Source organism: Neorhizobium populisoli, assembly GCF_019430945.1.
Taxonomy (GTDB): domain Bacteria; phylum Pseudomonadota; class Alphaproteobacteria; order Rhizobiales; family Rhizobiaceae; genus Neorhizobium; species Neorhizobium populisoli.
This window is the reverse complement of record NZ_JAHYCB010000001.1, coordinates 717,418-737,031: the sequence shown is the minus strand read 5'-3', so window position 1 is coordinate 737,031 and position 19,614 is coordinate 717,418. Positions and strand designations below refer to the sequence as shown.

The window sequence follows — 19,614 nt, the reverse complement described above, 5'->3', positions numbered from 1 at the left end:
TGCGGCCGGCGGTTTCTAGGCCGGGCAATTGCCCGCCTTATCGTAATCTACGCTGCCATCCGCATGGAAAACCTCTGGGTTCGGTGTATAGATCGGCCCGACCACAAGCGGCTTCGAGGGCATCATCTCCGTCTGATCCATGTTCGACGTGACGCTTGTCTCGATCGTCTGCAGCGCTTTTTCGCCTTCCCCCACAAGGCGGATCTTCACCGCGTAAGGTTTGTCCTTTTTCACGCATTTCAGATCCGGGCTTTCGAGAACGATCTTTTCCATCGACGGAAAGAGGTTCTGTCGTGCCTTCAGCGGTGCTCCGCCCTGTGGGTTCTCGAATTCCGCCTCCGCATAGGCGCCCTCGGGAAAGGGTGCCGTCCTGCGGAGCGTGATGACATAGCTTGCGGCCGCAACCCGATAATTGAAGATGAAGATGCGTCCGGAAAGCTCGGCGAGCGGTTCGTTCGCCTCGCGCTGGCAGGCGGTAAGGGACAGCGCGGCGAGGCCGCCCAGAAGAAACTTGAACAACATCAGCCGGTACATCATGACGCGGCCTCCTTCTTCCGTCGGTGATAGTGGCGATTGGCCTTGACCCGGTTGCCGCAGACGGTCATGTCGCACCAGGTGCGGCTGCGGTTCTTGCTGCGATCGATGAACAGCCAGCCGCAATTGCCGCAAATCTTCAGGCGCGAGATTTCTTCGTCTGCCAATAGGCGCAGCGCCGAATGGGCGGTGGCCGCCTCCAGCGAGCCCCGGTCGGCACTGCGCAGGATTGCGGCGGTTGCTTCGAGGAAATCCGCTAGCAGGCCATGCGCATCGTTACCCAGCACGCGGGCGCGAAAATAGCGGTCGATCGTTTCCCGCAGAGTAAGGAACGCCCCCTGGTTCCTGGCCGGCACGGGCTGAAGCTCTCCCAATAAATCCCGCTCCGCCGAAAACTCTTTGGCTGCTTTGAAAAATGCTTCCAGCTGGTCCGGCTTGGCAAAGCGGTCGATACTGCGCTCGGGATCAAAGCGCAGAATGACGCTGTTGGCGACATCCAGCGCCAGCGCGCCTCCGGCAAAACGATGTGGGGTCCAGGCAAATGTCATGACGATATTATAACTGGCAAAATGGTTTTGACCAGTTATATTCAAAATCCAGTTTGGAGTCTCGATGGCCTATTTTCTGCAGCAACTGGCGAATGCTGTTCCGCTGGCGGCGCTTTATGCGACGCTGGCGTTTGGTTACGCGATCGCCTTCGCGGTGACGAAACGGGCCGACATCACCTATGGTGCGATCTTCGCCTTTTCCGGCCATCTCTACTTGCTATTTGCCCATATCGGCTGGGACAGTCTCTGGCTCATTCTGCCGGCAGCGCTCGGCTTCGGCGCCGTCGTGGCGCTTGCCGGCGGCATCGGCGCGGGCGTGGCCGTCGGCCAGTTTGTCATGCGTCCGCTCGCGGCCATCTCCCCGAATGCCGTCATCGTCGCCTCGCTCGGGGTGATGATGGTGCTGATGGAAGGCGCCCGGCTGGCCTCGGAAACCCGCGAACTCTGGCTGCCGCCCTTCCTCAACGACCCGATCATCTTCTGGCGCGGCAACGGTTTTCCGGTGACATTGACGTTGATCCAGCTCATCAACTCTGCGCTGATGCTGGCGATGATCGGCGCCGGCTTTCTCGTACTCGACCGCACCCGCTGGGGGCGCATGTGGCGCGCTGTCGCCGATGATCCATTGGCTGCTGAACTCTCCGGCACGAATTCCGCATTGGTCTTCGTGATGGCCTATGCTTCCGCCGCGCTGTTCGCCTCGATCTGCGGCGTGCTGGCCACCTCGCACTACGGCACGATGGATTTCGGCGCCGGCCTGCTGTTCGGCCTGAAAGTCGTCCTGATCGCTGCGGCGGGCGGTCATTCCAATCCGCTGCGCTCGGCCGCGGGCGCCGCCGTCGTCGGATTTGCTGAAACGCTCTGGGGCGGTTACGGACCGCTGTTCTGGCGGGAACTGGTGGTGGTGTCGGCTCTCGTCGTGGTCCTCGTCATGAGCCGAAGGGAGAGGGTGGTGCCGTAGTCAGCGCCACTTGTCCCGCGCCGCGTCATCGGCATCCTTGGCCGCGATCCAGTCTCCGGCCGTACCATCCGCGGCGTGTTCCTTCTTCCAGAACGGCGCCGATGTCTTCAGGAAATCCATCATGAAATTGGCACCGTCGAAGGCCGCCTGGCGATGCGATGCGGTCGCGATGACCAGCACTATGTTTTCACCGGGCAGGATTTTGCCGTGACGGTGGATGGCAGTGAGGCCGAGGAGTAAAAAGCGCTCGATGGCGATCTCGCCGATGCGGCGCATTTCCGCTTCGGCCATGCCGGGATAATGTTCGAGTTCCAGTGCGGAAAGTGCGCCCTGTTCGTCACGGCAGAGGCCGGAGAAAGTCACGACGGCACCGATGTTTTTACGGCCGGCTGTGAGGGCGTCGATTTCGGATTGCAGGTCGAAGTCGGTGGATTGGACGCGGATGATGGGGACGGTCGTCACTGAAGGCACACCCCTCTGTCCTGCCGGACATCTCCCCCACAAGGGGGGAGATAGGCTAGGCGTACCGGCGTCTCTCCTAAAGCGGCGTCAGAGAATTGCGAAACGGAGCTACGAGTCGATCTCCCCCCTTGTGGGGGAGATGCCCGGCAGGGCAGAGGGGGGTAGTGACGAGGCACAACCTCCACCATCGTCACCCACCCGTCATCGGCGGGAAAATTCCGATTTCGCGCGCGCCGACGATGCTCTCATCATGTTCCACATGTTCCTGATTGATGGCCACGCGGATGACATCCGGAAACTGAAGCGCATTCTCGTATTCCTCGCCCAAGCTCTTCAGATGATTCAGCAAATCGCTCACCGTCACGACACTGTCCGGAAGCTCGATTTCTTCCTCCGGCTTGCCGATCCGTTCGCGCACCCAGGCGAAATAGACGAGATTGGTCTTCATTCCTCATCCACCAGGTGTTTAACGCCGGCTTTGAAATAGTCGTAGCCGGTATAGAAGGTCAGGATTGCGGCGATCCAGAGAAGCGCGATGCCGATATGCGTGATGAGCATATCCGGATAGGTTATCAGCTTGTCGCCGGCAGGACCGGCGAGCAGGAAGGCGATCGCCACCATCTGGATTGTCGTTTTCCATTTTGCGATGCGCGTCACCGGCACTGAAACCTTCAGCGCAGCGAGATATTCGCGCAGGCCTGAGACGAGAATCTCGCGGCAGAGGATAGTGATCGCCGCCCAGAGCGACCACCCGGCGATTGTCTGGTCGGCGGCGAGCAGAAGCAGCGCCGCGGCAACCAGCAGCTTGTCGGCGATCGGGTCCAGCATCCGGCCGATATTTGAAGTCTGGTTCCAGATGCGGGCAAGGTAACCGTCAAGATAGTCGGTGATCGAGGCAACCGCGAAAATTGCCAGCGCCGTCCAGCGGGCGACATCCGAGCTTTCCAGCTGGCCTTCGACGAAGAAGCATCCAACGACCACCGGCACCGCCAGAATGCGCGCATAGGTCAGGAGATTGGGAATGTTGTATGCGCGCGACGCCATGAAGACCTTCCAATGTTTGGCCTCTAGTTGATGCCTTGAGGGCGAAGCGTCAACCGGGCCGCAATGCTTTTTTGTGGCTTATGGCTGCCCTGAACACCGGGAAGCCGCCATCACTCGTAACCGTAAATCGCAAACAGAACCGTGACAGTCAGGGGAACCAATATAAAACTGAGGCGGTGCCAAGGACAAACAGCACAAGCACCCATTCCCAAAAGCCTTGCGGTTTCGCTTTCCTTATCCAAGCCGGCAACATGCCTGTCATGCCCGGTTTTCATGAAAGTGGTTATAGACCTGCTTGGCGACTGCCTCGGAAATGCCCTCAACCGCCATCAAATCTGTAAGGCCGGCGCGGGATACCGCCTTGGCCGTGCCGAAATGCTGCAGCAGCTTGCGCTTGCGGCCGGGCCCGATGCCCGAAATCTCGTCGAGCGGGTTCTTGACCATCTCCTTCTTGCGCCGTGCTCGGTGGGAGCCGATCGCAAATCGATGGGCTTCGTCGCGCATCCGCTGGATGAAATAGAGGACCGGATCGCGCGGCGGCAGCGAGAAATCGCTTTTACCGTCGGCGAAGAAACGCTCTCGGCCAGCCTCTCGATCGACGCCCTTGGCGACGCCGATTGCCGTGACAACCTCGCGGATTCCGAGTTCGTCGAGAATGGCGCGCACCGCCGTCATCTGCCCCTGGCCGCCGTCGATCAGGATCACATCTGGCCATGCGGGGAAGGCGGCATCGTTGATGTCGTCCACCGTCGCTTCCGCCGAAACGGTACGGTTCGGCAGACCCTCTTCCTTGAGCAGGCGGGAGAACCGCCGGGTCATCACTTCCTTCATCATCCCGAAGTCGTCGCCGGGGGTGATGTCGGTCGATTTGATGTTGAATTTGCGGTACTGGTTCTTCACGAAACCTTCCGGCCCCGCAACCACCATGCCGCCCACAGCATTGGTGCCCATGATATGCGAGTTGTCGTAGATCTCGATGCGGCGCGGCACATAGGACAGCGCGAAGGTCTCGGCCAGCCCCTTGAGCAATCGTTCCTGCGAGGAGGTTTCGGCCAGCTTGCGGCCATGCGCCTCGCGGGCATTGGCGAGCACGTGATCGACAAGGTCTTTTTTCTCGCCCCGCTGCGGCACGGAGATCGTCACCTTGTGCCCGACCTTTTCACCCAGTGCCTGCGCCAGAAGCTCCTGTTCCTCGACGGTTTCCGACAGCAGGACTTGCTTCGGCACCGGCTTGTCGTCGTAGAATTGCGCCAGGAAGGCGTTGAGGATTTCGGCGCCGGACATCTGCGGGTCGGCCTTCGGGAAATAGGCGCGGTTGCCCCAGTTCTGGCCGGTGCGGAAGAAGAACACCTGGATGCACGACATCCCGCCTTCCTGATGGATGGCGAAGATATCCGCCTCCTCGACGCCAGCCGGGTTGATGCCCTGATGACTCTGCACATGCGAAAGAGCCGCGAGACGGTCGCGATAGATCGCGGCGCGCTCGAAATCGAGGTCTTCGGAGGCTTCCGTCATCTGTGACGCTATCGAAGCCTTCACATTCTGGCTCTTGCCGGAGAGGAAGTCCTTCGCTTCACCAACCAGCCCTGCATATCCCTCGTCACTGATCTCGTGGGTGCAGGGCCCGGAACAGCGCTTGATCTGATAGAGCAGGCAAGGGCGGGTGCGGGTCTCGAACACACTGTCGGTGCAGGTGCGCAACAGGAAGGCGCGTTGCAGCGAATTGATCGTGCGGCCGACGGCCGCGGCCGAGGCGAACGGGCCGAAATAATCGCCCTTGCGGGCACGCGCACCGCGATGCTTGAAAATGGCGGGCGCCCGGTGATCGCCGGTGATCATGATATAGGGAAACGACTTGTCGTCGCGCAGAAGCACGTTGAAGCGTGGCCGCAAACGCTTGATCAGGTTGGCTTCCAGCAGCAGCGCCTCGGTTTCCGTCCGCGTCGTGACGAATTCCATATGATGCGTTTCGCGCACCATGCGGGTGAGGCGGTTCGAATGAAGGCGGCCTTGCGCATAGTTGCTGACACGCTTCTTGAGGCTGCGCGCCTTGCCGACATACATGACGTCGCCGGCCTCGTTGAACATGCGGTAGACGCCGGGCGCATTCGGTAGGTGTTTGACGAATTCGCCGATCAGGTCGGCGCCTTTCAGGCCGCTTTCGTTCTTGAGCGCTTCATTCCAGTCGATGGACGCAGCAAGGCCTTCGACGACGTCGCTCACCGGCGCATCGTCGTCATCCTCGTCAGTCTCGTCGTAGAGAACGCCGCCGTCAGGCAGCTTCGTTCCGTTCATTCACTAGTCTCCGCCACGGCCTCATAGGCCGGCCCGTTTCCGGCTCAAGATGCCGATAAACCGATTCGAACCATGGGCCTGCGATCGGGGGCTTGTCAAAATATCAGGGCAGGGCCGATTCCAGAATTCGCGGCCATGGCGCAGAGATAGGGATTTGCTGCCCATTTGCAAAGCGCTCCGGAAATCCGCGAAATTCGCCGGTATGCGGATTGTGCAGGGTCTGGTTTGAGGCAGAAATCCGGCAAGCTGCTTGCCTGCCTGCACACAAGTGCATCACACCCATGTGAGACCATTTATTTCCATAGATGAAAAATTACAGATGATCTGTCGGGCGGATCGCCATTTCTTGTGAAACAAGACAAACGGGAGCCTCGGCGGTGCCCCTGTGTGAGTCATTAAGGTGTATTGACGGGTTTTGTCTTGTCGTTTAAGAAGTAATTTATAAATGTAAAAACGTGTATATTTAAATTAAGGTCTAGGTAAGGTTAATGATTTACATGTTGCGATACAGCAACATCCAAATTTGGCCTTTCGTGTGCCACAATCAATTCACATTTCGGCTCTTTCAAATCCTCAATTGACCTCCACATTCGTCTCCAGCGGGCAGGGAACAAACTGCCGCGAACAATGTTGTCGCGGCACGCATTCTCGGCACAGCAGTAAAAGGAGAAAAATGTATGCGTACTCTCATCGCAGCTCTGATGGCCTCGGCAGCCAGCTTCATGGCGATCTCGGCGGCCAATGCCGCTGACGCCGTCGAACAGATTCCGCAGGCACCCGTCGCTGTCGAAGAACCGGCACCGGCTGCCACGTGGCAGGGTTTCTACCTCGGTGCCTACGGCGCCTATGACTGGGGCCGCTTCGGCGGTGGCGACCACAATGCCAACGGTCTTGGTGGCGGTGCTTACACCGGTTACAACTTCCAGACCGGCCCGATTGTCTACGGTATTGAAGCCGATGTCGGCATGAATGACCAGAAGGGTTCCAGCTTCGGCGGTTACCGTGGTGATGCAGGCTGGAACGGCTCGGTTCGTGCTCGCGTCGGTTACGATCTGAACCCGTTCATGATCTACGGTACGGGCGGTGTTGCCCTTCAGAACAACGAACTGAAGGATGCCACCTCGTCTGACGATAAGACCTCGGTCGGTTACACGGTCGGTGTCGGTGCCGAAGCTTTCGTCACCAACAACATTACCGCTCGCGTCGAATATCGTTACACGGATTTCGGCTCGGATCGTTACAGCCTCGACTCCGGTTCGGTTTCGAAGGGCTTCGACGATCACAGCGTCAAGGTCGGTATCGGCGTCAAGTTCTAAGCTTGCCAGCAAGACAGAACAAAAAAGCCCGGACAATTCGTCCGGGCTTTTTTGTTGCGTGCCTCACGTTTTAAGCCGCCGCTTTCATCGAAGCATAGTCCGCGAAGCGTTTGGCGAACACGTCCGGCCAGGACGCGAGTTCGGGGCGTCCCTCGGCCCACAGGCCGTTAAACCGAAGGTCGAGATAACCGATCAGCGCTGCGAGCGCGAAATGGCCGCCATGCAGCTTCTTGCCGGTCTTCGGCAGGTTGTTTTCCAGATAATCGAGGCTGCGCACCACCTTGGCCCATTGCTTGTCGATCCAGGGCTGATGGACCTTTTCCTCGTCGCGCGAGCGCCGCTCGTAGACGATCGCCAGAAGGCAATCCATCGTACCGTCGCAGAGCGCCTCCAGCACTTCCGCCTCGGTACGCTTCTCTTCCTTCTTCGGATAGAGCTTCCCGCCCGACTTGCGGTCGAGGAAGTGCATGATTGCGATACTGTCGTAGATCGGCGGTTCGTCGCCGCGCAGCAGGACGGGAATCTTGCCGAGCGGGTTGTTATCGATCAGCGAAGGCGGCATCGCATTGGTATCGGTCTTCACCTCGGTGATCTCGATGCCGAGGTGGCGGGCGGCCATGCGCACCTTGGCGGAATAGGGCGAGGCGGGGGAATAGAGTAGCTTCATGTCATTTCCTTCACTGAAATTCGGTGCCTGCCGCGCAACGGGTGAGCGCACTCAACGTCCGGGCGGAATGGTGATCTGGCCGATTCGGCAGCCGCCGCGGTCGATTTCCGCGCAGTCGCGGAACTGCAGCGTCTTGGTCAGGCAGATGCGGATTTCTTCCAGCTGGTTGCCGTCGCAGCTTGCCGCGATGCCGCGTCGGCTCAGGCCGGGATTGGCCGCAACGAATTTTTCCTCGATCTGGTCTGCGGAAAGCGTGACCGCCTTGTCACCCTTGGCGATATCCGCCGGAATCTGGACTTTCTGGAACGCCTCGCGCAGCCGCGAGAAATAGGCGCGCTGGCTCAGGCCCGAGCAGCTGCCATGCTTGCGCCATTCGTGGCCTATCAGACCCATCGACGGCATGATGTCGAACAGCTGCTCACCCAGCGCCCGCGGCACCCGGTCCTGGCCGTTGGTGTCGCATGAATCGGGAAAGCCACGCTCGTATTGCGGCCAGAGACCGTGGCCGATGAAGCCGAAATCCTTGTCCGTGCCGCATTGCTGGTCATTGCGGCCCCCGCTCTGCGCGGCGCAGAAGGTCGGCGACCAGGAAAGCGAGAGAACATAGAAATCGAACTGGCCCGGACGATCGCCGCCGCGGCTTTGCGCCGCAGATTCGGAAATCCCGAGCGCAGTCAAAAGAAATGCCACACCAAAAAAGGTCTTAGCGGTCGCTTTAAGGTTTCCTGCCATTGTCATAAATCCCGATCTTCGGAACTGGTTTTCGGTCTTGGCGGTTGAATAACCTGAGACCGTACGAATAGAGTACCTCATGCGCCGAAACCGGATAGCCTGGATTGGGGCAGGGAGCTGAGAGCGACGAGACTGGATGACATTGAAGAAGTACCTGTGGCCGGTCATAGGCGGCCTGACGATAGCGCTTTCGGCCTGGCTTCTCTACAAGGAATTGCGGGGCCTGTCGCTTGATGACCTGTGGGAAAGTCTGGCGGCGATCACACCGATCCACTGGATTCTTGCCGGACTTTCGACCCTGGTCGCTTATGCGGCGCTGGCCGGATATGACCGCATCGCGCTGATGCATGTGGGCCGCAAGGTGGATTGGTGGTTCATCACCATCTGCTCATTCACCACCTACGCGCTGTCACATAATGTCGGCGCCTCGGTCGTATCGGGCGCGGTGGTGCGTTATCGCGCCTATTCCTCCAAAGGCTTGACGCCGGCCGAGATCGGCGTGCTGATCGCCGTCTGCTCTTTCACCTTCATCCTCGGAAGCTGGCTGCTGATCGGCGTGGTGCTGCTGATCGAGCCGGACCTGACCAAACGTTTCGGCGACGTCGTGCCGGTCGAGGCGTCGACGGGAACGGGTCTTCTCGTTCTCTTCCTCATCGCGCTTTATGTCGCCGGCAGCTTCCTTAAGCTTCGGCCGCTGAAGATCGGCAAGCTCAACATCTTCTATCCGGCGCCGAAAGTGGTGCTGCCGCAGCTGATCATCGCTCCGATCGAACTGATTGGCGCAGCCGGCATCATCTATTTCGCGCTGCCTGAAGTGGGCAATCCGGGCTATCTCGTAGTGCTCGGCATCTTCCTGATCTCGTTCACGGCGGCGCTGATCTCGCACGCGCCGGGCGGGCTCGGCATTCTGGAGCTGCTCTTCGTCATGGGCATGCCGGACATGAACCCGGCAGACGTGATTGCCGCCCTTCTGGTCTTCCGCCTGTTCTACCTGCTGATCCCGTTCGCCATGGCGCTGGTGGTGATCGTCATTTTCGAACGGTCGCGTTTCCGGGCAGCACATTTGCCCGACATGGAGCGGGGCAAGCAGGAAAGAACCTGACGGCCTATTCGCCCTGCAGCCAGAAAGCGCGCTGCGAAGCATAGCGATCCTGGGCCAGCACGGTCTTCAGGACCGGCAATAGAGCATGAAGCTCGTCCTTCAGCGTGAAGGGCGGGTTGACGATGATCAGGCCTGTGCCGCTGAGGCCCGTCGCATCGCGATCGCTTTTCACCGAAAGCTCGGCGCACAGCATTTTGGGGATTTCCAGCGCCTGCAGTTCTTCATGGAAGGCCTTGATCGGCGCGCCCTTCTTGATCGGATACCAGAGGCAAAAGGTGCCGCCGGCGAATCGTTTCCAGGCATTGCCAAGCCCCGATACCAGCCGCTGATATTCGCCATCCTCTTCGAAAGGCGGATCGACGAGAACGATGCCGCGCTTTTCCTTCGGCGGCAGATGAGCGCCGAGCGCCAGCCAGCCGTCGAGCTCCGTGGCGCGCACCTGATAATCGCCCTCGAAGAGATTATGCAGGCGGTTGAAGTCTTCCGGATGCAGTTCCATCGCCGAAAGCCGGTCCTGCGGTCGAAACAGCATGCGGGCAAGTTTCGGAGAGCCCGGATAAAGACGGATGCCGCCATTCGGGTTCAAATCCCTAACTGCGGTCAGATACGGTTCCAGAATTTCAGAGACCTTTTCAGGAAGCTCCGCTTCCAGCAGCCGACCGATGCCATCGCGCCATTCGCCGGTCTTCTGCGCTTCTTCAGAGGACAGATCGTAAAGCCCGATGCCGGCGTGGGTATCCAGCACGCGGAACGCCTTGTCCTTGTTCTGCGCATAACGGACGAGCCGCGCCAGGATTGCGTGTTTCAGGACGTCGGCGAAGTTGCCTGCGTGGTAGATGTGCCGGTAGTTCATGGTTTATTGTATTCCGGATGAATTAAATTGATGCGCTGCGAAAGACGCTTTTTGCGCGCACAAGCATGCAATATAGAAAACCCATGAACGTTGCGACCCAAATCAACCCGAAGACCGTTGTCGGCCACAATTCCGTTGGCCACACCGTCTGTCCTCATGACTGTCCTTCCGCCTGCGCGCTCGATGTGGACCTGACTGCCGAAGGCAGGATCGGCCGGGTGCGCGGCTCTGCCGACAATACCTACACGGCAGGCGTCATCTGCGCCAAGGTCGCGCGTTATTCCGAGCGCATCTACCATCCCGGCCGCCTGATGGTGCCGCAACGCCGCAAGGGCCGAAAAGGCGAGGGCTCTTGGCAGGACGTGTCCTGGGAGGCCGCGCTCGACGAGATTGCCGATGCCTTCATCAAGGCCGAAGCGAAGCATGGTTCGGAAGCCGTCTGGCCGTATTTCTATGCCGGCACGATGGGCCAGGTGCAGCGCGACTCCATCGAGCGCCTGCGCCACGCCAAGAAATATTCCGGCTTCTTCGGTACGATCTGCACCAACATGGCCTGGACCGGTTATGTGATGGGCACCGGCGCGCTACGCGGTCCCGATCCGCGCGAGATGGCAAAGTCCGATTGCGTCGTCATCTGGGGCACCAATGCGGTAGCCACCCAGGTCAACGTGATGACCCATGCGGTGAAGGCCCGCAAGGAGCGCGGCGCCAAGATCGTGGTCATCGACATCTACGACAACCCGACCATGAAGCAGGCGGACGTCAAGATCGTCTTGCGTCCCGGCACCGATGCCGCGCTCGCCTGCGCCGTCATGCATATCGCCTTCCGCGATGGTCATGCCGACCGCGCCTATATGGCAAAATACGCCGACGATCCGGCAGGTCTCGAAGCGCATCTCGCCACCCGCACGCCGGAATGGGCATCGGCCATTACCGGCCTTTCGGTCGAAGAGATCGAGGCCTTCGCCAAGCTCGTCGGCACGACAAAAAAGACCTTCTTCCGCCTCGGCTACGGCTTTTCCCGTCAGCGCAACGGCACCGCCGCCATGCATGCCGCACTCTCCGTCGCAACGGTACTCGGCTCCTGGCAATATGAAGGCGGCGGCGCCTTTCACAACAACGGCGAAATCTTCCGGCTGAACAAGGCGGAGCTGATGGGCACCGCTTATATGGATCCGGACATCCGCCAGCTCGACCAGTCGCAGATCGGCCGCGTCTTGACCGGCGATGCCGTGGCACTTCGTCAGCGCGGGCCGGTGACTGCGCTGCTGATCCAGAACACCAATCCTATGAACATCGCGCCGGAACAGCGCCTCGTCCGCCAGGGCTTTTTGCGCGATGACCTGTTCACCGCCGTCCACGAGCAGTTCATGACCGACACGGCCAAGGTGGCCGATATCGTCCTGCCGGCGACCATGTTCCTCGAACATGACGACCTTTATCGCGCCGGCGGCCACCAGCACATCATGCTTGGTCCGAAGCTGGTTGAGCCGCCTTCGACGGTGCGCACCAATCTGTTCGTCATCGAGGAGCTGGCGAAGCGCCTCGGCGTCGACCATTTCGACGGTTTCGGTCGCGATGAGCGCACTCATATCGACCAGATCCTCACCGCCAGCGGCTGGGGCACTTATGACGAGCTGAAGGCCAACCGCTGGATCGATGCCCAACCGGATTTCGACACATCCCATTACATCAAGGGCTTCGGTTATCCGGACGGCAAGTTCCGCTTTACGCCGGACTGGGTGAATGGCCCGTCGCCGGATCGCTCGCCGGACAATGTCGGCCCTCTCGGCCCCTACGTCGAACTGCCCCGCTTCCCCGACCATGTCGCGGTGATCGAAAACGTCGATGCGGAGCATCCCTTCCGGCTGGCGACGTCGCCGTCGCGCAGCTTCCTGAATTCCAGCTTCGCCGAAACGCCAAGCTCGATGCAGAAGGAAGGCCGGCCGGAAGTGATGATCGAGCCTTCGGATGCTGAGCGTATGGGCATCGTCGACGGAGACATCGTCCGTCTCGGCAATCGTCGTGGTGAAATCCGCCTGCATGCAAAGCTGGTGCCGGGCGCCAAACCGGGCGTGCTGATCGCGGAAGGCCTCTGGCCGAACTCTGCGCATCTCGACGGCGAGGGGATCAACGTTCTGACCGGCGCCGATCCGGTAGCTCCCTTCGGTGGCGCTGCCGTCCACGACAACAAGGTCTGGCTTCTGAAGGAAGTTGCCCAGGACGTTCCCCAAAAAGCCGCTAAGGAAGCAGCATGACGCAGAATGAACGGGCAAGGATCGTCAGCGATACCACGCTGTCGACGGGCTGGACGCGGTTGTCGAGCGTCGAACTCGACTATCAGGACCGCAAAGGGGAAACCCATCGCCTGAAACGCGAAATCTTCCATCGCACTCCGGCCGCCTGCATCCTGCTCTACGATGCCAGGCGCGATATCGTCGTGTTGGCAAAACAGTTCCGCCTGCCGGCCTATCTCACCGGCGATCCCGCCTGGATGATCGAAGTCCCCGCCGGCTTGCTCGATGGCGACGAACCGGAAGAGGCGATCCGCCGCGAGGCGATGGAGGAAACCGGATACCGCGTGCGCGACGTGCGTTTCCTGTTCAAGGCGCTGACTTCGCCGGGTTCGGTGACGGAAGTCGTGCATTTCTTCTATGCCCCGATCGATCTTGCCGACCGCGTCAGCGAAGGCGGCGGACTGGCTGAAGAGCATGAGGATATCGAGGTCATGGAAGTGCCGCTCGATGCGGCGGTTGCCATGATCGAAAGCGGCGAGATCATCGACGCCAAGACGATCATCATGTTGCAATGGGCGGTGATCAACCGGGCATCGCTGTCGGCCTGAGCCGTTGTCGAGAACCGTGTTGCTTTAATCGGCTGGAATTCACATCCTTGTCACGAATCCGGCCTATCGGCTGCAGTTAGGCGGTTGTCTATACAAATCAGGAGAAGATCATGTGGCTTGGCAATTTCACCCTCGTCCTGCCGGATGAGGTGGTGAAGCAGGGTTCCGTGCGGATCGAAGACGGTGTCATCGCCGAAATCCGCGACGAGCCGGTCGCGAATGCCGCGATCGATGGCGGAGAGCGCCTGCTGATGCCGGGCTTCGTCGACCTGCATGGAGACATGATCGAGCGCGAGATCGCGCCACGGCCGAACGCCACCATGCCGATCGATTTCGGCATTCATGAGCTGGACAAGAAGCTCGCCGCTGCCGGCGTCACCACGGCTTATGCCGCCGTCTCCTTCGCGACGGAAAGCGTCTACGGCCATGTCCGCTCGTTGGAAACGACTTCGGCCGTCATAGAAGGCATGAACCGCCTGCGCGACAACCTGCTGATCGACCACCGCGTTCATGCCCGCTACGAGATCACCAATATCGGTGCCGCGCCGACGCTGGAACGGCTGCTGCGAGCCGGAGAGATCGACATGGTCTCGCTGACCGACCACACGCCCGGCCAGGGCCAATACAACAATATAGCCGCCTATATCGCCAGCATTTCCGAACGCCGGGCGATCACCGAGGAAATGGCGGCCGAGATCGTTCGTCAGCGCATCGCCAAGCGCGACAATCCGGACATCGATGTGAAGCTGAAGGAAATCGTCGCGCTTTCGCTGCAGCAGAAGCTGTCGCTTGCTTCGCATGACGACGATACCGTCGAAAAGGTCGCCGAGATGTACGATCTCGGCGTCACGATCAGCGAATTCCCGGTGACGATGCCGGCCGCCGAGGAGGCTCGTCGTCGTGGCCTGTGGACACTGATGGGCGCGCCGAATGCGCTGCGCGGCATGTCGATGTCGGGTAACCTGAGCGCCTTCGATGCCGCAAAGGCCGGTCTGCTGACGGTGATCGCAGCCGACTATCACCCGGCGGCTTTCGTGCCGGGCATTTTCAAGCTCGCAGATGGCATCGATGGCGGCTTGCCTGCCGCTGTCGCCATGGCGACGGGCAATGCTGCCCGTTCCGCCGGTCTCACCGACCGCGGCGAAATCGCTATCGGCCAGCGTGCCGATCTGGTCGTGGTAGAGCCGGGCAACGTCCACCGCATTCGTGCAACCTTCCGCGCCGGCCGCTTCGTCTACAGCGACGGCACGCTGCATCCGCTCCGCGCGCTGGCGGCCTGAAACAGAAAAGCCGGCACGCGAGGTGCCGGCTTCCGATCTCGTCTTCCCGGTACGCTTGCCTTAGAACGTACCGCGCAGGCCGAATTTCACCGACATCGTCTGGAAGGATGCGCCGGCTGCTTCGTTGAAACGCTCCGTCACGCCGCCCGCGGTCTTGGTCATGTCGCCCTTGGCGCGAAAGATCTTTTCGAAATCGCCTGCGAGATAAATCGAGGCGCCTGGCGTGATCTTGTAATCCACGGCAGCACTGAGCATCAGCAGCGGCGCGGTCTTCATCGCATCTTCGAAATGCTCCGGCCCAAGCCAGTGGTCGTCGATATCGTTGATGCCGAAGGAAATGCCACCGTTGACGCCGCCCGAAATCGTCAGGCGATCGAAGGTCGTCGAACCGTCGAGGCCGAGATAGGCGGTCGGGATCTTCTGGCGATAGCTGATCACCTTGTCGCCCGAGGCGAAGTTGCCGACCGTATCGCGCGGTCCACCCACGCTGTAGATGTAGGAGCCGCCGAACGAGCTCCACTGCACATCCGTATATTTGAAGCCGCCGAGCATGCCGAGCCGGCCGGTGTCGGCTGTGATCAGGTCGCGGGTGATTTCTACCGACGCACTGACATAATGGTCGAGGCGAGTATCGGGATGCAGCGAGCGGTCGCTCCAGCCGTCCTTGCTCTTGTCGGTATAGTTCGGGTCGATCCAGTCGTAATCGGCCATGTAGCCGTTGCCGCCGGTGCCGATATTAACATTGCCCCTGATCTTCCAGTCATTGGTGATCTCGGCACCGCCGCCAAGGCTGAAGACGACCACGCCCTTGGAATCCCAATCCAGCTCGCTGCCCTGATTGTTGGGCGCGTAGACATATTCGCGGGCCTTGATGTTCATCAGGCCGACCGAACCGGTCAACCACATGTCTCCGCCTGCCGAGCGGGCGATCGTATCGTCCGCAAGTGAAGGACATGCGGCAAGAGCGAGGGCCGCAAATGCGGTCGAGGCGACAAGAGTTCTCATGCGAACAGAAAGACCTTTCAAGAAAAGATGCCTTCTTGTCGCCGTAATTGCTGCGAGTCTCAAGTCGCTAATAAAAGAAATTCTTTATATTATCTGATAGTTGCATATCTGCACTACCGGAAGGCGGCCCGGCCATTTTCAAGTATCACGCCATCGGTCGCGATCAGTCGCAACGCCTCGGGGTAAAGCTTATGCTCCACCGCCAGCACGCGGGCCGCAAGCGTATCCGCCGTATCGTCCGTCAGGATGGGCACGGTGCCCTGAGCCACGATCGGGCCTTCATCCATGCCTTCGGTGACGAAATGCACGGTGCAGCCGGCAACCTTCATGCCCGCCTCGATGGCACGCTGGTGTGTATGCAGGCCCGGGAAAAGCGGCAGGATGGAGGGGTGGATGTTGAGCATCCGGCCCTCGTAACGGCTGATGAAATCGCCGGAGATGAGCCGCATATAGCCCGCGAGGCAGATCAGGTCGGGCTTGACCGCGTCGAGTGCGGCAAGGATCGCCGCTTCATGCTCCGCCTTGCCGGCAAAACCCTTACGCTCGAAAACGAATGTCCTGATGCCGCGCGCTTCGGCCTTGGCGAGGCCGCCGGCCGTGGGCTTGTCGGAAAAGACGGCGACGATCTCTGCCGGAAAGTCCGCCGCCGCGCAGGCATCCGCCAGCGACAGCATGTTGGAGCCGCCGCCGGAGATGAATACGGCGACGCGCTTGCGGGCCGGAGGAACGCCCGTCGTCATAGGCCAAGCGTGCCCTTGTAGATGACGCCGGCGCCGCCTTCCGGACGCTCGACCATGTGGCCGAGCTGAACGACCGTCTCACCTTCGCGGGTCAGCACGTCGGTAACAGCCTTGGCGTTCTCCGCATCGACGACGACGATCATGCCGATGCCGCAGTTGAACGTGCGCAGCATTTCCTTCGCCTCGACACCGCCGGTCTTGGCGAGCCAGGAGAACACGGCCGGAACCGGGATCGAGCCGAGCTCGACTTCGGCGGAAAGCGTCTTCGGCAGCACGCGCGGAATGTTTTCCGGGAAGCCGCCGCCGGTAATGTGGGCAAGCGCCTTCAGCGCGCCGGTCTCGCGGATCGCCTTCAGCAGCGGCTTCACGTAGATGCGGGTCGGGGTGAGCAATGCCTCACCCAGAGTCATGCCGTCACGGAAGGGCGCCGGCGCATCCCAGGCGAGGCCAGACAGCGTGACGATCTTGCGGACCAGCGAGAAGCCGTTGGAATGCACGCCGGAAGAGGTGAGGCCGAGGATGACGTCGCCCGCCTTGATATCGCCGGCCGGCAGCAGCTGTCCGCGCTCGGCCGCACCCACGGCAAAACCCGCAAGATCGTAATCGCCATGCGAATACATGCCCGGCATTTCCGCCGTCTCACCACCGATCAGCGCGCAGCCGGATTCGCGGCAGCCGGCGGCAATGCCGTTGACGATCGCCGCGCCCTGGTCCGGATCGAGCTTGCCGGTGGCGAAATAGTCGAGGAAGAACAGCGGCTCGGCACCCTGCACGACGAGGTCGTTGACGCACATGGCGACGAGGTCGATGCCAACAGTATCGTGGAAATTCGCGTCGATGGCGATCTTCAGCTTGGTACCGACGCCATCATTGGCGGCAACGAGAACCGGATCGGTAAAGCCTGCGGCCTTGAGGTCGAACAGGCCGCCGAAACCGCCGATTTCGCCATCGGCGCCGGGGCGGCGGGTCGAGCGCACGGCCGGCTTGATCTTCTCGACCATGAGATTGCCCGCATCGATATCGACACCTGCATCACTGTAGGTGAGACCGTTCTTGCCCGGCTCGCTCATTGCTCGTCTCCAAAGGAAAATGCCGAAGGGATTATGAGCTGCCCGCAATTGCACGAGATGGTCGGATATGCAAGCGCTGCCGGATCATCATGCCCGGTTTTGAAGGCTTTTCACAGTTTGTGCAGCGCGGCGAACGCGAGCTTGACCTTATCCGCTCGTCCCCTCATATCCCTTTGAGACCAACTCTCAACGGAGCGGCCATGCCATACCATATCAGCAGCGCAAGTCTTAAGCGCTACGTCCTGTTCTGGGTCGCGATGCTTGCCGTCTTCGTCCTGTTCCTCTGGGCCTTCAGCTCCATCCTCCTGCCATTCGCGGCCGGTATGGCACTGGCCTACTTCCTGGATCCCGTGGCCGACTGGCTGCAGCGCCGCGGCCTGAGCCGCCTGATGGCAACGGTGCTGATCCTCGTCAGTTTCGTGCTGGTCTTCGCTCTGTCACTGATGCTGGTCATTCCGATCATCATCAACCAGTTCACGGAATTCGCTGCCGCCCTGCCGGGCTATATCTCCCAGTTGCAGCAGATCATCGCCAGCCCCGAGACATCCTTCCTGCCGCATTGGGTCGGAGCGCAGATCGAGACGATAAAGCAGAATTTCTCCGAAGTGCTGAGCCAGGGCGCAGGCTTCATCGGCTCGTTGCTGGCGCAGATCTGGAATTCCGGCAAAGCGATCGTCGACGTCATGTCGCTCCTGATCGTCACGCCCGTTGTCGCCTTCTACATCCTGCTCGACTGGGACCGGATGGTTGCCAAGGTCGATAGCTGGATCCCCCGTGACCAGGTCAATACGATCCGCCAGATTGCCCGCGAAATGGATGAATCGGTCGCCGGCTTCATCCGCGGACAGGGCTCACTCTGCATCATTCTCGGTATCTATTATGCGGTCGGTCTGTCGATCGTCGGCCTGAATTTCGGCCTGCTGATCGGCTTCATCTCCGGCATGATCAGCTTCATTCCCTATATTGGCTCGATGATCGGCCTCATCCTGTCGATCGGCGTGGCGCTGGTGCAGTTCTGGCCCGACTATCCCTGGATTATCGCGGTGGCTTGCGTGTTCTTCTCCGGCCAGTTCATCGAGGGCAATATCCTGCAGCCGAAACTGGTCGGCGAAAGCGTTGGCCTGCACCCCGTCTGGCTGATGTTCGCGCTCTTCGCCTTCGGCGCCATGTTCGGTTTCGTCGGCCTGCTGATTGCGGTACCCGCGGCGGCTGTCGTCGGCGTGCTTGTCCGTTTCGCCCTGGAGCGGTATCTTGACAGCGACATCTATTACGGCCGGGCGGCCGCGCTTCCCTGGGAGGAGGGCGAACCGCATGTCCTGGCCCGGAATGAAGGACCGGCGCGGGTCGAGGCGCCGAGCGGCCCTCAGATCACGACTTCGCCTCATACGACTTCGCCAAATACCACTTCGAAAGACCAATGACCGAAACGAGCGAACGCGAGCGGCGCAAAAGCGAACAGTTGCCGCTGCAATTCACCCACGATTCCGCCAGGGGCAGGGACGATCTCCTTGTCTCCGAGCGCCTTGCCGCGGCCGTTTCGATCGTCGATGAATGGCCCGCCTGGCCATCGCCGGTCGTGGTTCTGGCCGGCCCCGTCGGTTCGGGAAAATCGCATCTCGCCCATATCTGGCAGCAAAAATCCGGTGCCGCCGCCATCCATCCGCTGGCCGGATCCGATGCCGCGGCCATTGCGGCAGGCGCGCCCGTCCTGTTCGAGGATGCCGACCGCCGCGGTTTTGACGAGGCCGAGCTTTTCCATGTCATCAACAGCGTGCGCCAGAACGGCCATACCCTGCTGATGACGTCGCGGCTCTGGCCGATGTCCTGGGGTGTCGAGCTGCCGGACCTCAAATCGCGGCTGAAGGCGGCGACGGTGGTCGAGATCGGCGAGCCGGACGAGGAACTGCTGGCGCAGGTCATCGTTAAGCTCTTCGCCGACCGGCAGCTTTATATCGATGACAAACTGGTGGGTTATATCGTCAACCGGATGGAACGTTCGCTCGGAGCCGCGCAGGATATCGTCGAGCGTCTGGACCGTCTGGCGCTCGCCCGCGGCACGAAAATCACCCGTCCGCTTGTCGCGGAAGTGTTGAATGATTTCGGGAATTCGACGGTCGGCGACCGGGACGGAGATTGACTGTGACGGCGGCGTCGCCGAAT

At 60.6% G+C, this 19,614-nt stretch carries 20 protein-coding genes; 8 read left to right on the top strand and 12 right to left on the bottom strand.

Annotated elements, in window-relative coordinates; genetic code table 11:
* Positions 1 to 15: 15 nt before the first annotated feature.
* Both KX729_RS03620 and KX729_RS03615 read right to left on the bottom strand, forming a co-directional pair.
* Positions 16 to 537, bottom strand: coding sequence for a hypothetical protein (locus KX729_RS03620; RefSeq protein ID WP_246617356.1), 522 nt, complete (start codon positions 535 to 537; stop codon positions 16 to 18).
* Positions 534 to 1,082 carry a CGNR zinc finger domain-containing protein gene (locus KX729_RS03615; RefSeq protein ID WP_219741049.1) on the bottom strand — a complete coding sequence of 183 codons (549 nt, stop codon included), beginning with the start codon at positions 1,080 to 1,082 and terminating at the stop codon, positions 534 to 536. The genes KX729_RS03620 and KX729_RS03615 overlap by 4 nt, the downstream gene beginning before the upstream one ends.
* A gap of 64 nt (positions 1,083 to 1,146) precedes the next feature.
* Here KX729_RS03615 and KX729_RS03610 point away from each other — a divergent pair, with 64 nt between their 5' ends.
* Positions 1,147 to 2,043: a branched-chain amino acid ABC transporter permease gene (locus KX729_RS03610; RefSeq protein WP_219741048.1), complete on the top strand. Its 897-nt coding sequence runs from the start codon at positions 1,147 to 1,149 to the stop codon at positions 2,041 to 2,043.
* On the opposite strand, the gene KX729_RS03605 is transcribed toward KX729_RS03610, so the two are convergent.
* The 4 genes from KX729_RS03605 to uvrC all read right to left on the bottom strand — a co-directional run bounded on the left by KX729_RS03605 (position 2,044) and on the right by uvrC (position 5,844).
* Positions 2,044 to 2,505 (bottom strand): molybdenum cofactor biosynthesis protein MoaE, encoded by a 462-nt coding sequence (locus tag KX729_RS03605; protein ID WP_219741047.1) that lies wholly within the window; start codon positions 2,503 to 2,505, stop codon positions 2,044 to 2,046. It lies immediately after the preceding gene.
* A gap of 190 nt (positions 2,506 to 2,695) precedes the next feature.
* Positions 2,696 to 2,953, bottom strand: coding sequence for a molybdopterin converting factor subunit 1 (gene moaD, locus KX729_RS03600; RefSeq protein ID WP_219741046.1), 258 nt, complete (start codon positions 2,951 to 2,953; stop codon positions 2,696 to 2,698).
* Complete coding sequence (gene pgsA, locus KX729_RS03595) at positions 2,950 to 3,549, bottom strand: CDP-diacylglycerol--glycerol-3-phosphate 3-phosphatidyltransferase (RefSeq protein WP_219741045.1); 600 nt, start codon at positions 3,547 to 3,549, stop codon at positions 2,950 to 2,952. Before pgsA ends, moaD begins: the two co-directional genes overlap by 4 nt.
* A gap of 258 nt (positions 3,550 to 3,807) precedes the next feature.
* Positions 3,808 to 5,844: an excinuclease ABC subunit UvrC gene (uvrC, locus tag KX729_RS03590; RefSeq protein WP_219741044.1), complete on the bottom strand. Its 2,037-nt coding sequence runs from the start codon at positions 5,842 to 5,844 to the stop codon at positions 3,808 to 3,810.
* A 677-nt stretch (positions 5,845 to 6,521) separates the two neighbouring features.
* On the opposite strand from uvrC, the gene KX729_RS03585 reads away from it, so the two are divergent.
* Entirely contained in the window at positions 6,522 to 7,160 is a 639-nt protein-coding gene (locus tag KX729_RS03585; protein ID WP_219741043.1) for an outer membrane protein, read from the top strand.
* Between the two features lie 70 nt (positions 7,161 to 7,230).
* Here the strand turns inward: KX729_RS03585 and KX729_RS03580 are convergent, their stop codons facing one another.
* Together KX729_RS03580 and KX729_RS03575 are read right to left on the bottom strand one after the other, a co-directional pair.
* Positions 7,231 to 7,827 (bottom strand): glutathione S-transferase, encoded by a 597-nt coding sequence (locus KX729_RS03580; protein WP_219741042.1) that lies wholly within the window; start codon positions 7,825 to 7,827, stop codon positions 7,231 to 7,233.
* 51 nt (positions 7,828 to 7,878) lie between these two features.
* Positions 7,879 to 8,559, bottom strand: coding sequence for a ribonuclease T2 family protein (locus KX729_RS03575; protein ID WP_219741041.1), 681 nt, complete (start codon positions 8,557 to 8,559; stop codon positions 7,879 to 7,881).
* A gap of 136 nt (positions 8,560 to 8,695) precedes the next feature.
* Between KX729_RS03575 and KX729_RS03570 the strand changes: the two genes are divergently transcribed.
* Positions 8,696 to 9,661, top strand: a complete 966-nt coding sequence (locus tag KX729_RS03570) for a lysylphosphatidylglycerol synthase domain-containing protein (protein ID WP_219741040.1) — start codon at positions 8,696 to 8,698, stop codon at positions 9,659 to 9,661.
* A gap of 4 nt (positions 9,662 to 9,665) precedes the next feature.
* Here the strand turns inward: KX729_RS03570 and KX729_RS03565 are convergent, their stop codons facing one another.
* Complete coding sequence (locus KX729_RS03565; protein WP_219741039.1) at positions 9,666 to 10,514, bottom strand: 23S rRNA (adenine(2030)-N(6))-methyltransferase RlmJ; 849 nt, start codon at positions 10,512 to 10,514, stop codon at positions 9,666 to 9,668.
* A gap of 83 nt (positions 10,515 to 10,597) precedes the next feature.
* Between KX729_RS03565 and KX729_RS03560 the strand changes: the two genes are divergently transcribed.
* From KX729_RS03560 to KX729_RS03550, 3 genes are all read left to right on the top strand, one after another.
* Positions 10,598 to 12,772, top strand: a complete 2,175-nt coding sequence (locus KX729_RS03560; RefSeq protein WP_246617354.1) for a molybdopterin-containing oxidoreductase family protein — start codon at positions 10,598 to 10,600, stop codon at positions 12,770 to 12,772.
* Positions 12,769 to 13,359 (top strand): NUDIX domain-containing protein, encoded by a 591-nt coding sequence (locus tag KX729_RS03555; RefSeq protein ID WP_219741037.1) that lies wholly within the window; start codon positions 12,769 to 12,771, stop codon positions 13,357 to 13,359. The genes KX729_RS03560 and KX729_RS03555 overlap by 4 nt, the downstream gene beginning before the upstream one ends.
* 110 nt (positions 13,360 to 13,469) lie before the next feature.
* Positions 13,470 to 14,639 (top strand): alpha-D-ribose 1-methylphosphonate 5-triphosphate diphosphatase, encoded by a 1,170-nt coding sequence (locus KX729_RS03550; protein WP_219741036.1) that lies wholly within the window; start codon positions 13,470 to 13,472, stop codon positions 14,637 to 14,639.
* A 60-nt stretch (positions 14,640 to 14,699) separates the two neighbouring features.
* Here the strand turns inward: KX729_RS03550 and KX729_RS03545 are convergent, their stop codons facing one another.
* The 3 genes from KX729_RS03545 to purM all read right to left on the bottom strand — a co-directional run bounded on the left by KX729_RS03545 (position 14,700) and on the right by purM (position 17,454).
* On the bottom strand, positions 14,700 to 15,644 hold the full coding sequence (locus KX729_RS03545) for an omptin family outer membrane protease (protein WP_219741035.1): 945 nt from the start codon (positions 15,642 to 15,644) through the stop codon (positions 14,700 to 14,702).
* Between the two features lie 113 nt (positions 15,645 to 15,757).
* Positions 15,758 to 16,384, bottom strand: a complete 627-nt coding sequence (purN, locus tag KX729_RS03540; protein WP_219741034.1) for a phosphoribosylglycinamide formyltransferase — start codon at positions 16,382 to 16,384, stop codon at positions 15,758 to 15,760.
* Positions 16,381 to 17,454, bottom strand: a complete 1,074-nt coding sequence (gene purM, locus KX729_RS03535; protein WP_219741033.1) for a phosphoribosylformylglycinamidine cyclo-ligase — start codon at positions 17,452 to 17,454, stop codon at positions 16,381 to 16,383. The genes purN and purM overlap by 4 nt, the downstream gene beginning before the upstream one ends.
* A 200-nt stretch (positions 17,455 to 17,654) precedes the next feature.
* Here purM and KX729_RS03530 point away from each other — a divergent pair, with 200 nt between their 5' ends.
* Both KX729_RS03530 and hdaA read left to right on the top strand, forming a co-directional pair.
* The gene (locus tag KX729_RS03530; RefSeq protein ID WP_219741032.1) at positions 17,655 to 18,875 is read left to right on the top strand and encodes an AI-2E family transporter; all 1,221 of its coding nucleotides are present in this window, start codon (positions 17,655 to 17,657) and stop codon (positions 18,873 to 18,875) included.
* Complete coding sequence (hdaA, locus tag KX729_RS03525; RefSeq protein ID WP_219741031.1) at positions 18,872 to 19,591, top strand: DnaA regulatory inactivator HdaA; 720 nt, start codon at positions 18,872 to 18,874, stop codon at positions 19,589 to 19,591. The genes KX729_RS03530 and hdaA overlap by 4 nt, the downstream gene beginning before the upstream one ends.
* The last annotated feature ends 23 nt before the right edge of the window (positions 19,592 to 19,614 follow it).

Excerpts from the sequence above, each read along its gene's own strand:
- KX729_RS03610 (WP_219741048.1), top strand. The coding sequence starts at position 1,147 with ATGGCCTATTTTCTGCAGCAACTGGCGAATGCTGTTCCGCTGGCGGCG.
- KX729_RS03620 (WP_246617356.1), bottom strand. The coding sequence starts at position 537 with ATGATGTACCGGCTGATGTTGTTCAAGTTTCTTCTGGGCGGCCTCGCC.
- KX729_RS03575 (WP_219741041.1), bottom strand. The coding sequence starts at position 8,559 with ATGGCAGGAAACCTTAAAGCGACCGCTAAGACCTTTTTTGGTGTGGCA.
- hdaA (WP_219741031.1), top strand. The coding sequence starts at position 18,872 with ATGACCGAAACGAGCGAACGCGAGCGGCGCAAAAGCGAACAGTTGCCG.
- KX729_RS03560 (WP_246617354.1), top strand. The coding sequence starts at position 10,598 with ATGAACGTTGCGACCCAAATCAACCCGAAGACCGTTGTCGGCCACAAT.
- moaD (WP_219741046.1), bottom strand. The coding sequence starts at position 2,953 with ATGAAGACCAATCTCGTCTATTTCGCCTGGGTGCGCGAACGGATCGGC.
- purM (WP_219741033.1), bottom strand. The coding sequence starts at position 17,454 with ATGAGCGAGCCGGGCAAGAACGGTCTCACCTACAGTGATGCAGGTGTC.
- purN (WP_219741034.1), bottom strand. The coding sequence starts at position 16,384 with ATGACGACGGGCGTTCCTCCGGCCCGCAAGCGCGTCGCCGTATTCATC.
- KX729_RS03545 (WP_219741035.1), bottom strand. The coding sequence starts at position 15,644 with ATGAGAACTCTTGTCGCCTCGACCGCATTTGCGGCCCTCGCTCTTGCC.
- KX729_RS03585 (WP_219741043.1), top strand. The coding sequence starts at position 6,522 with ATGCGTACTCTCATCGCAGCTCTGATGGCCTCGGCAGCCAGCTTCATG.
- uvrC (WP_219741044.1), bottom strand. The coding sequence starts at position 5,844 with ATGAACGGAACGAAGCTGCCTGACGGCGGCGTTCTCTACGACGAGACT.
- KX729_RS03550 (WP_219741036.1), top strand. The coding sequence starts at position 13,470 with ATGTGGCTTGGCAATTTCACCCTCGTCCTGCCGGATGAGGTGGTGAAG.
- KX729_RS03615 (WP_219741049.1), bottom strand. The coding sequence starts at position 1,082 with ATGACATTTGCCTGGACCCCACATCGTTTTGCCGGAGGCGCGCTGGCG.
- KX729_RS03555 (WP_219741037.1), top strand. The coding sequence starts at position 12,769 with ATGACGCAGAATGAACGGGCAAGGATCGTCAGCGATACCACGCTGTCG.
- KX729_RS03530 (WP_219741032.1), top strand. The coding sequence starts at position 17,655 with ATGCCATACCATATCAGCAGCGCAAGTCTTAAGCGCTACGTCCTGTTC.
- KX729_RS03570 (WP_219741040.1), top strand. The coding sequence starts at position 8,696 with ATGACATTGAAGAAGTACCTGTGGCCGGTCATAGGCGGCCTGACGATA.
- KX729_RS03580 (WP_219741042.1), bottom strand. The coding sequence starts at position 7,827 with ATGAAGCTACTCTATTCCCCCGCCTCGCCCTATTCCGCCAAGGTGCGC.
- KX729_RS03565 (WP_219741039.1), bottom strand. The coding sequence starts at position 10,514 with ATGAACTACCGGCACATCTACCACGCAGGCAACTTCGCCGACGTCCTG.
- pgsA (WP_219741045.1), bottom strand. The coding sequence starts at position 3,549 with ATGGCGTCGCGCGCATACAACATTCCCAATCTCCTGACCTATGCGCGC.